12 protein-coding genes are annotated in these 9,716 nt (G+C 54.7%); 5 read left to right on the top strand and 7 right to left on the bottom strand.

All coding sequences use genetic code 11. The features are described from left to right. Positions 1-370 precede the first annotated feature (370 nt). The 6 genes from ACESMW_RS17575 to ACESMW_RS17550 form a co-directional block, all read right to left on the bottom strand. A complete protein-coding gene (locus ACESMW_RS17575; RefSeq protein ID WP_372988280.1) occupies positions 371-658 on the bottom strand; it encodes a hypothetical protein in 288 nt (95 codons plus the stop codon). A gap of 102 nt (positions 659-760) precedes the next feature. Further along, positions 761-1,015, bottom strand: a complete 255-nt coding sequence (locus tag ACESMW_RS17570) for a hypothetical protein (RefSeq protein WP_372988279.1) — start codon at positions 1,013-1,015, stop codon at positions 761-763. 190 nt (positions 1,016-1,205) lie between these two features. After that, entirely contained in the window at positions 1,206-2,456 is a 1,251-nt protein-coding gene (locus ACESMW_RS17565; protein ID WP_372988278.1) for a DUF4041 domain-containing protein, read from the bottom strand. A 10-nt stretch (positions 2,457-2,466) separates the two neighbouring features. Next, on the bottom strand, positions 2,467-3,822 hold the full coding sequence (locus ACESMW_RS17560) for a DUF4041 domain-containing protein (protein WP_372988281.1): 1,356 nt from the start codon (positions 3,820-3,822) through the stop codon (positions 2,467-2,469). 347 nt (positions 3,823-4,169) lie between these two features. Next, positions 4,170-4,331 (bottom strand): hypothetical protein, encoded by a 162-nt coding sequence (locus ACESMW_RS19030; RefSeq protein ID WP_411289446.1) that lies wholly within the window; start codon positions 4,329-4,331, stop codon positions 4,170-4,172. A gap of 90 nt (positions 4,332-4,421) precedes the next feature. Next, complete coding sequence (locus ACESMW_RS17550) at positions 4,422-5,150, bottom strand: HNH endonuclease family protein (RefSeq protein ID WP_372988277.1); 729 nt, start codon at positions 5,148-5,150, stop codon at positions 4,422-4,424. A gap of 215 nt (positions 5,151-5,365) precedes the next feature. Between ACESMW_RS17550 and ACESMW_RS17545 the strand changes: the two genes are divergently transcribed. Next, positions 5,366-5,626 carry an acyl-CoA-binding protein gene (locus ACESMW_RS17545; RefSeq protein ID WP_372988276.1) on the top strand — a complete coding sequence of 87 codons (261 nt, stop codon included), beginning with the start codon at positions 5,366-5,368 and terminating at the stop codon, positions 5,624-5,626. Positions 5,627-5,724: 98 nt separating this feature from the next. Here the strand turns inward: ACESMW_RS17545 and ACESMW_RS17540 are convergent, their stop codons facing one another. Further along, positions 5,725-6,903 carry a fatty acid desaturase gene (locus tag ACESMW_RS17540; protein ID WP_372988275.1) on the bottom strand — a complete coding sequence of 393 codons (1,179 nt, stop codon included), beginning with the start codon at positions 6,901-6,903 and terminating at the stop codon, positions 5,725-5,727. Between the two features lie 218 nt (positions 6,904-7,121). Here ACESMW_RS17540 and mutM point away from each other — a divergent pair, with 218 nt between their 5' ends. From mutM to hslR, 4 genes are all read left to right on the top strand, one after another. Beyond that, positions 7,122-7,934, top strand: a complete 813-nt coding sequence (gene mutM / locus ACESMW_RS17535; RefSeq protein WP_372988274.1) for a bifunctional DNA-formamidopyrimidine glycosylase/DNA-(apurinic or apyrimidinic site) lyase — start codon at positions 7,122-7,124, stop codon at positions 7,932-7,934. A gap of 182 nt (positions 7,935-8,116) precedes the next feature. Then, on the top strand, positions 8,117-8,449 hold the full coding sequence (locus ACESMW_RS17530; RefSeq protein ID WP_113861591.1) for a hypothetical protein: 333 nt from the start codon (positions 8,117-8,119) through the stop codon (positions 8,447-8,449). 84 nt (positions 8,450-8,533) lie between these two features. Next, positions 8,534-9,223: a GMP/IMP nucleotidase gene (gene yrfG / locus ACESMW_RS17525; protein ID WP_372988273.1), complete on the top strand. Its 690-nt coding sequence runs from the start codon at positions 8,534-8,536 to the stop codon at positions 9,221-9,223. A 41-nt stretch (positions 9,224-9,264) separates the two neighbouring features. Next, entirely contained in the window at positions 9,265-9,672 is a 408-nt protein-coding gene (gene hslR / locus ACESMW_RS17520; protein ID WP_091998052.1) for a ribosome-associated heat shock protein Hsp15, read from the top strand. The last annotated feature ends 44 nt before the right edge of the window (positions 9,673-9,716 follow it).

Below are 9,716 nucleotides of genomic sequence, written 5' to 3'. Positions count from 1 at the left end.
ACAACGCCATCGACGAGCTATTGCCCCACAACTGGACGCCGGCTATATCTGACAAGATGTGATGGCCAGACGCTTACCTTGCACCGGCCCACAAAGCACTCCTTGCCTATGATTGGCAACAATCGCCCTGCCTGGGTTTTGGCAAATCCATTGATTTGGGACAGCCAGAAGCCATCCTCAAAGTGAGGGGCTTGAATGTTCGTCTTTGTTTAAACCCGGTAAGGGCTGCGGTCGCAAAGCGAACATTCGGATCTGAGTCGCAAGGTTCTGTTTTAGACTATGGTGTGCCATGCGTATCGGGGTAAGTCCATCAGCCGTTTAAAATCGTCCGTGGAAACGGGTTAGAACCCGAACGAACCTGAATGACTGGTTAAATGTCTCCACGCTGCTTTTCCAGTTCATAAAGAGCCTCCCCATCCTTTTGTTCGATGGCCCGCCAATATTCGGGGTCGCGGATTCGATCCAACTGTTCTGAGGTCTCTTGATAGTCGCTCTCAAGGCTCGACAGACGCTGCTTCAAGTCCTCGTTTTCAGACTGAAGATCATCGATAGATTCTTGGAGTTTGCGTAGGGAGTTACCCATCGCGGGGAATCGGTTAATTTCGTGCAAAACCCCAAGTGCAAGAGCAGCTATCGATAACCAGACCAGCCAATCCATGACACAGGCTCCTTGTGACCTTTAAAGAAGTGGTATTGAGCGCCAACGGAACATCAGGTAGTTGGTGTCCCGTATACCAACCTGTAATGAATTTAGCAGTCTTTACCCATTATGTTCCTTACGATCGCGAATGCGTTGTTCACTTTGCTCAATATCGAACTCTAGATCATCGACCTTTCTATCAACAGCGGATGCCAATTTATAGACTAACGCCTCCAGCCTTTTTCGCTGCACCACGGAGTTAATTTCAACGACGGTCAATACAACCGCGAGTATCATGGTGAGATTCCATGAAATTTCGATAACTCCGATAAGCTTTAAAAGGACAAGAGCCACTATGCTAACTTCAATAATCATGGGTATCTCGTTTAGAACTCATATCGGCTGACTTCGGCGGCGTGATCCCGCACCGCTATCATGGACACATTGAGACTGAGCTTTTCACAAATGCCTTTCTAAAGGCAAATGTTCGCTTTTGTTTAAACTCTGGCTGGTCGCTTAGCGAACATTCAAGTAATTACGGAAGCAAAGACGGGTTTTATCAGGTTTAAACGTAGGCGAGATCATCGTTGAGATCGAGCAAAACATCGCCTTCGTAGTCTTCAACTGCCTTGATCACTTCCTCCGGCTGAGTAAAGAAAAATTCCTTCCGACGGTTTACGAGGTTCAAACGCGCAGCAGAAAAGCGGTCGTGAAGATACTTTTCTAACGCTGGGGCATCTTGAGAATAGATGAAGGCATGCACATCGAATAATTCCGGCACCGACGCATCACCCAGTTCTTTTACCCGGTCTTTGGGATCCAGCCGGCGAGTCATGCCAATCTTACAGATACCCTCGCCAAATGACGCCGTGTTGGAGATTATGTAGACGTAGCCCGCCCGTGTCTGTTGAGCCAAAGACATTGCCCGAGACTCTTTCTCCTTGAGCAAGTCCAGTTCTTTCTGGTGCATCGCCAGCAGCTCTTTTTGTTCCTCGGTGGCCTCAGCCATCTTGGCAAGCTCCCGCTCTACCAGCTGCTGCATTTTCTCCCGATCACGCTGAGCCTTTTCAAACTGCTGTCTCACACGCTCCTGGTCGCGCTCTTCCTCACGGATACGCTGCCGCTCTTCGCGCTCTTCTTCCTTCAGATCTGCCTTGAGCTGCTTGATTTCGTAGTGAAGCCGAAGTTCACGCACCTTTGCGTCGAGGTAGTTCTGCTCTAGGAAAATCTTAACGAGTTTGCTGTCGGCGTTGATCTCATCGAATTTGTTTTTAATCCGCTGCACCAAGCGGTTGATGTTATTCCATTCAACCGCCGCGATCGCCGCCTTAACCTCATTGTCGAGGCACCGAATGCGAAGGCGAATCTCCCTGTTTACAAACGTCTTTGCCGCACTTTTCTTGTCGTTGAGCACCATGTTTTTCGGAAGCTGTGATATGCAGGCCTTTTTTGCCTTAACCAGTCCCTTCGCGTGATCTTTGGCCTTTTCAAGCTCTCGCTCCAAGAATTCAACATCCCGGGTGTCAAACAGCGGTGTGTAGGTAGACGCATCAATGGTGCCCACCCCAACTTCGTGAGTGTGGATCGTTCGTTCCAGTCGTTTCAGGTCGTCACGCTGGTTCTCATAGTCCCGCTGGAGCTCAAGGTAGTCCCCGAGCATACCTCCGGACACCTTTTTAAGATCCTCAACCGGCTTGTAGTCGACCATAATTCCGGCGTGCCTGGTTCTGTACTTTATAAAGAGGCGAAAGCCGACCAAGAATGCGAGGAGGGAGATCAGAAGTGCGGAACCCGCGGCAATGGCTAAATGATCCATGGATGCGTCCTTAGATGCTTTCTGGCAGCTCTTGTAAAGCTGTTTTCGGTGCGCGTCGGGCTTGTTTCATGGCTTCCCGTCGCAACTCGGATTCACGGTATTCCCTCGCTTCCCGTTCGAAATACCACGACGACTTGATGCCCATTTCTTCCATGACGCCTTTGGCCTCAGCCGGAGTAACATAGAAGAATTCCTTTCTGTGGTTCTCCCTATTTACACGCTTCTCTGTCAGCACAGTGTGTATCTGCTTCTCGAGTTTTGGGGCGTCCTGAACAAATGCGAGTGTATGAACATCGAAACGGTAGGGCACGCTGGCGTCGCCCAACTCAACAACGCGATCCATGGGCTCAAGCCGCCGCGTCATACCAATCTTGCAGATGTCTTCACCAAAGCTGCCAACGTTTGAAATCACGTAGAGGTAACCGGCACGGGTGATTTGGGCCTGGGAAATCGACCGCTGGAACTTTTCCTCGAGCCGCCTCCTTTCCTCTTCAATCTCGGCAATCTTTAGCTCCATTTCGGCAAGGTCATCCCCGGCGATCTGAAGCGCCATTTCCCGGGCTTTGGCCAGATCCTTCTCGCAAGCGTCCAGCTCGTTTCCAAGCTCTTCTTCGTCGTCATCATCGCTGCCCCGGCCCAGTTCCTGATTCTGCTGTCGCAGAAGCGCCCGTTCACGTTTGCGCTGCTCTTTTGCCTCCTGCCGGCGCACCAGATCGGAATGCCAGATCTGAAGTTCCTCTTCTTTCGCCTGAAGGTACCGGGGGGATATAAGGACGTTTACCGTCTCGGCAAGCTTCTCAAGGGCTTTCACGCTTTTTTCAAGCTTGTTGATCGCAGTGTCGTAGCTGCCGTGGCGCATTTTGCTGCGAGCCAGGTCCACCTCTGCGTTGAACGCACCAATCATCAGCTTGTTGTATGTCTTGATGAGAATTTTTCCGTCAGACTTACTGCCGAACCAGCTCCATTCAGTCAGGGAGGTCGTGGCCTCGTTGTTCTCTATCAAACGGTACTGTTTATCGCGAATTTGGTTAATCGCCGCTTTGAGGTCTTCATCATCATCCACTTTGAAATTCGGTGGTGGTAGTCCAGCTTTGATCTTTTCAACTTTGGTTTGAGCTTTCAAATGGGCGTCGGTGAGTTTTCCGAGCATCTGCCGACCGTAAGCGATCTTCTCTTTGAGTTCGCCATTCTGAGCGTACAACGCTTCGACCAACTCTTCCGCCGAGCGTTCGGCTAGCTCTGCCTCAACGGTCTCACATTTCGATTTCAGATGTTTGGAGCGGAGGAAAAGGACTACAGCCGCAACCGTCAGTGCACCGGCAACTACCCAAACGACCATGAGAGTTTCATTTGAAAGGGCATCCATATTGATCAATCTCCAGACTCACATTGGTTGCTTGCCAGGTCAGACTAGCATCTAAACTGATTGTCTGCGGGAATGTGGGACTACGTTGGCTAGACTCCAACCTTTACTCATACAGCTAGCTCTTTTCTGGACAGGGGAGTAAAAACAAAAAAGGGCAAAAAGAAGGTGACGCCAATGTCCGCTTTTTTTAAGAGGAGATTTTGAGAGACCACCACTCCCGAACTAGGTCATCCAACGTGTTCGGAGCGACCAACTTTATGTGGCTTCTGGAACAAGATAGTTGGTAAGTGTCCGGTAATTCCATCTTGCGCCTGGCAGTGCTGCACCGGGTAACTGACAGGCTTGGCTCAGCGAATCCCGTATATGCATATTGCAGGCCCTAAGCGGAAGGGTGTAAGCACCCAGCCATCACATTTCGTCAGGTACAGCTGGCTTCCAGTTGTGAGGCAATAGAGCTCGTTTATGGCATTGCTTTTCTGCGTTGGCCGACGGGGCAGCACATCCTTCAGGTAGGTATAAGGATCATGGCCGTTCCGCAGTGCTGACGCTGGCCCGGTCCGGTCGTTTGTGCGCTGGAAACCCTCGCTAGCCAGCGAACATCAGCGGCACTCTTCCAGAAACTTCTTTATCCATCCGCGTTCACGCGGTGTTGTTTGGAGATCATACTGTTTGACCAGTCTCGAAAAGCGGGCGACGTACTGGCACTGACCGGACGGTGGCAGCCACTGGTCCGGGCCCTGGGCACCCTTACTACGGTTGAGGCTCGCCTCGACCGGCCACAGGTTCACGGGATCGTTGGCAAAGCGCTCCCGTTTTTCATCACGCCAATCCTCGGCACCATGCCGCCACGCCCAAGCCAGAGGAACCACGTGGTCGATATCTATATTCCCAGAGTTCTGTATAACCTCTCCTGTGAAAGGGCTTATCCATCTGCCTGTTACAACGCGACATTTTCGCTTGGAGGCGAATTGCACTTGTGTAGTTGAGCTGGCAATTAAGGCTTCAGCCCGACTATCTTGGCAGTCACCATTTTTGTCGTCCCAACCTTGGCCAAAGTTAGCTCGCTGATATTCTGGTTCCAACTTTCCTGTTTCACGCGCAGAGACTACATCAGTGGTGGATAGCCCTCTGGGAAGCCTGCCTCCAGAAGATAAACAATGTTTGAAAGTTGAATAGGAGTCGAAATGTTCCGTTCTCTCGTACCAAGGACTCATCGGTGGGTGACAAATCCCCGATTCCGACTTTTTAACGGGCAGATCAGCGGCGAAGAGCGAGGAAACCAATAACACCCCAAAAAGAGGGACTAACTCGAATTTCAGAAATCTCATGAGGAAACTTAATAGCAAAGAATACGTTGCTCGCGATTTAACACCATTAAAGCACCCTGAGAAAGCAAAGCGGGCTATTTTGAGCGCATATTACTTAACAAGATGACCACGCTTCCAAACAGCGTAGACGGTTCAGTCAATGACGCCCATCCGCCCGCTGTCTATACTCCCAGCATCCACCTCAGGACAGAACGATCAACCCCAAGGAGAATCCCATGAGTGACCTGAAAGCCAAATTCGATGACGCGGTGAACTATATCCAGACCGCCGAAGGCGATTTCAAGCCGTCCAACGAGATGAAGCTGGAGTTCTATGCCCTGTACAAACAGGCCACCGAAGGCGATGTCTCCGGTAAGCGTCCGGGCATGATGGATTTTGTCGGCCGCGCCAAGTATGACGCGTGGGACAAGCTCAAGGGTATTTCGAAGGACGATGCGATGCAGCAGTATGTGGACAAGCTGGAGGCGCTGAAGTAAGGAGATGGAGCAGGGGTCAGATGAAAGTATTCATCAGACCCCGGGAAGGCGGGGTCGGAAGAAAGCTTTCTTCTGACCCCTTTTTCATTGATGCCCGCTCAGGCTGCCGGCCGCAGCGAGTAGGCCCGCAGGTGCGCGGCGAACTCTTCGAGATAGCGGATGCCGCTGGCTTCCGCGTCTTTGCACCAGTCCATCAGCGCCTGCAGTTTTTCCTGGGGCTTGAGCCCGCGCTGGCGCCACAGGGCCTGGAGTTCGTGGCTCTTTTCGTAGATCTGCCTGAGAATCTCGTTCCGCTCCAGCACGGTTTCCAGATGCTCTTTTTCTTTGGGTTCGATCAGTGAAGCTTCCCGTGACAGCAGACGCTTGAGCTTGCGGTAGCGCGGGCGGATTTCGTCGTCCATCAGCGCCTTCTGCTGGCGCAGGACCGGCTCCATCACCCGCTTGCGGTACTGGCGCATGATGTCGAACCGGTTGTTGGCAATGGCCTGTACGGTTTCCACATCCACGTCCTGCTTGCCCGGTACATAATGGGCGATGGGGCGGTAGCCCTTGGGCTTGGCCAGGCCGAACAGCTGGAACAGGCGGATGTACCCCCAGCCAATGTCCACCTCGTACCAGCGCCGGGACAGCTTGGAAGAGTTCGGGTAGGTGTGATGGTTGTTGTGCAGCTCCTCACCGCCGATCAGGATGCCGATCGGGGAGATGTTGCGGGCATTGTCTGCACACTCGAAATTGCGGTAACCCAGGTAATGGCCGATGCCATTGACCACACCGGCCGCCCAGACCGGAATCCAGAGCATCTGCACCGCCCAGATCCAGATGCCGTGCACCCCGAACAGCAGCAGGTTGAGTGCTGCCAGGATGACGATGCCCAGGTGCTTGTGCGGGGTATAGAGTTTGCGTTCGACCCAGTCTTCCGGCGTGCGCTGGCCATAGCGCTGCAGGGTCTCCGGGGTTGCCGCCTCGGCGTAGAGTTCGGCGCCTTCGAGAAGCACTTTCCGGATGCCCAGCACCACCGGGCTATGGGGGTCTTCCTCGGTTTCACACTTGGCGTGGTGCTTGCGATGGATAGCCGTCCACTCCTTGGTGTTCTGGGCGGTGGTCAGCCACAGCCAGAACCGGAAAAAATGCGCCAGCGCCGGATGCAGATCCAGCGAGTTATGGGCGGAATGGCGGTGTAGATAAAGCGTCACGCTTACGATGGTGACATGCGTCAGGGCCAGGGCAACCAGGATCAGTTGCGGCACCGAGAGGTCAAGGAGACCGTTGAACCACATAGTATTTCCTCAAAATCAGATCTGCGGCTTGCAGCCGTTCGGCGGGCGATACATCTGGGTAATTCGCAAACACTCGAAGGGGAAACAAACCAACACCCCAACTTTAGCGTACAGGTGTTCGCTGCAACAACCGAATTTGGCCGAAAATTTGTTACTGATTACACTTGTCTGCCCTGTTTGGTAACCATGCCCGCAGCAGACCATCGGAGATCGACCGCGTGCCCGAATTACCCGAAGTTGAAACCACCCGCCAGGGCATTGCGCCCCACTGCGAAGGCCAGACCATCACCGGTGTTGTCGTGCGCAATGGCAGGCTGCGCTGGCCGGTTCCGGAGGATCTGCCCGAACGACTGACGGGGCAGGTCATCCGCAGCGTGGACCGGCGCGCCAAGTACCTGTTTATAAACCTCGATGGCGGCACGGTGATTGTCCATCTGGGTATGTCCGGCAGCCTCCGGGTCATTACCGACAACACCCCGCCCCAGGCCCATGACCACATTGACCTGGCCCTGGCCTCCGGCGTGATCCTGCGTTTTAACGATCCCCGACGCTTCGGCTGCTGGCTCTGGACCGAAACCACCGCCAGCCATCCGCTGATCGCGAATCTGGGCCCGGAGCCGCTCTCGCCGGAATTCAACGGCGCGCTGCTGTTCCGGCTGTCCCGTGGCAAGCAGACGCCGGTGAAGTCCTTCATCATGGACAACCACGTGGTGGTGGGTGTGGGAAACATTTACGCGAACGAGGCCCTGTTCAAAGCCGGCATCCACCCCAAACGCAAGGCCGGCCGGATCAGCCTGGACCGCTACCACCGACTCGCCGAAGCGATCCGGGAGACCCTCAGTGCCGCCATTCTGATGGGCGGCACCACCCTGCGGGACTTTGTGAACAGTGATGGCAAGCCCGGCTATTTTGCCCAGTCCCTTCTGGTCTATGGCCGGGGCGGTGAAGCCTGCAAGGAATGCGACGCTACCCTCAAGGAGATCCGCATGAACAACCGCTCCACGGTCTATTGCCCGAAATGCCAGCGCTAAGTTGCGCAAAGCGCACATTTTGCAACGAAAAATCGTTTGAAAATGCGCAAATATGATTCATAGTTAACAGAGGATTAATGCTCACGGTCTACAGTAGGGTCGTCCTTTAAATGTCCGACCCTCATGCCGATATTGCCAAAACCGAGCATCAACAGGGCCGACAAAGTTCAGGAGACAGTACAATGACCCGCAAGATTTCCCGCACACTCATGGCCACCCTGGCAGCCTGCCTGATGGCTTTCTCATCCGTTGGCCACGCCCAGGCCGTGGATGAGACACCGTCTGCACTGGCCATGACCGGAGACGCGCTCTTTGTTCGCCCTGCCCTGCTGGCCACCACCATTATTGGCAGTGCGGTTTACCTGGTATCCCTGCCGTTCTCCGCGCTCGGCGGCAACGCCGGTGAAGCCGGCGAAGTCCTGGTGGTAGGCCCGGCCAAGGCCACTTTCGTGCGCTGCCTCGGCTGCACCCGCACCGGCAAGAAACCGGAAACAGTGGAACAGTCCGGCAACTGATCGCCACAAATCCGTACTTTTCCGGCTTGTCTTGGCCGGTATTCTCCGGCAGCCTGAAGAAAATCTCTTCAGGCTGTTTTGTTTATGGTGGATTGGTCTTCCGTTGAGACAGTGTTCCTCGATATGGACGGAACCCTGCTCGACCTGCACTTCGACAATCACTTCTGGCTCGAGCATCTGCCCCGGCGTTATGCCGAGCATTTCGACCTGCACCCGCAGCAGGCCAAAGACACCCTGATCCCGATGATCATGGCCGAGCGGGGCTCCCTGAACTGGTACTGCACCGATTACTGGAGCGAGAAACTGTCCGTTGATATTACCGGGCTCAAGGCCGAAGTGGGTGACCGCATCGGTTACCGCCCTCACGTCACGGATTTTCTCGAAGCCCTCAAGACCGCCGGGTTGCGTTCGGTGATTGTGACCAACTGTCACCCCGATCCACTGGCCCTGAAGCTGGAGCGCACCGGGCTTGATCGTTATGTGGACAGCATCGTTTCCAGCCACGACCTGGGCAAGCCCAAAGAGGATCCCCTGTTCTGGCAGGACCTGAAGTCAGTAACTCCTTACACCGCCCCGAGCACCCTGATGGTGGACGACAGCTTCCCCGTACTTGAAAGTGCCCGGACTGCGGGCATCGGCCAATGCCTGGCCATCCTGGCGCCGGACAGCCGGCAGCCGGCACGGGATCGGCACCCGGAAATCCCGAGCATCCATCATTTCAACGAAGTCCTGCCCGCACTTCGGCAACGCCAACCCCTGCCATCGAACCGGTGAGCCGGTTATAATTCGACCATACGCTCATCAGGTGAGGAGACATGACGGCGACCAACGCTGACGACCAGAAGGTACGACTCGACAAATGGCTCTGGGCTGCCCGCTTCTATAAGACGCGTTCCCTGGCCAAGGAAGCCATCGAAGGCGGCAAGGTTCATTACAACAACCAGCGCAGCAAGCCCGGCAAGATCGTGGAAACCGGCGCCAAGGTGACCCTGCGTCTGGGCTGGCAGGAAAAGGTGGTGATCATTGACGACATCAGTGACCGCCGCCGGGGCGCGCCCGAGGCCCAGAAGCTCTATCACGAGACCGAAGACAGCGTGAAACGTCGCGAGGATCTCGCCTGGCAGCGTAAAACCATGCAGGCGGCCCAGTTACCTCCGGCCCGGCGGCCCAACAAGAAGGACCGCCGGGATATCCGGCGCTTCCGCGAACAGCACGGTATCTGAGTCCCGCTCCGGCGGGACCGACCAACCCTTTACCCCGATTCCAG

This window comes from Marinobacter sp., assembly GCF_041690455.1.
GTDB lineage: Bacteria > Pseudomonadota > Gammaproteobacteria > Pseudomonadales > Oleiphilaceae > Marinobacter.
The sequence above is the reverse complement of the archived record's forward strand: the minus strand, read 5'-3'. Positions and strand labels throughout refer to the sequence as shown.

Coding starts and splice junctions, on each gene's coding strand:
- ACESMW_RS17575 (WP_372988280.1), bottom strand. CDS start 658: ATGGATTGGCTGGTCTGGTTATCGATAGCTGCTCTTGCACTTGGGGTT.
- ACESMW_RS17570 (WP_372988279.1), bottom strand. CDS start 1,015: ATGATTATTGAAGTTAGCATAGTGGCTCTTGTCCTTTTAAAGCTTATC.
- ACESMW_RS17565 (WP_372988278.1), bottom strand. CDS start 2,456: ATGGATCATTTAGCCATTGCCGCGGGTTCCGCACTTCTGATCTCCCTC.
- ACESMW_RS17560 (WP_372988281.1), bottom strand. CDS start 3,822: ATGGATGCCCTTTCAAATGAAACTCTCATGGTCGTTTGGGTAGTTGCC.
- ACESMW_RS17550 (WP_372988277.1), bottom strand. CDS start 5,150: ATGAGATTTCTGAAATTCGAGTTAGTCCCTCTTTTTGGGGTGTTATTG.
- ACESMW_RS17545 (WP_372988276.1), top strand. CDS start 5,366: ATGAGTGACCTGAAAGCCAAATTCGATGACGCGGTGAACTATATCCAG.
- ACESMW_RS17540 (WP_372988275.1), bottom strand. CDS start 6,903: ATGTGGTTCAACGGTCTCCTTGACCTCTCGGTGCCGCAACTGATCCTG.
- ACESMW_RS17530 (WP_113861591.1), top strand. CDS start 8,117: ATGACCCGCAAGATTTCCCGCACACTCATGGCCACCCTGGCAGCCTGC.
- yrfG (WP_372988273.1), top strand. CDS start 8,534: ATGGTGGATTGGTCTTCCGTTGAGACAGTGTTCCTCGATATGGACGGA.
- hslR (WP_091998052.1), top strand. CDS start 9,265: ATGACGGCGACCAACGCTGACGACCAGAAGGTACGACTCGACAAATGG.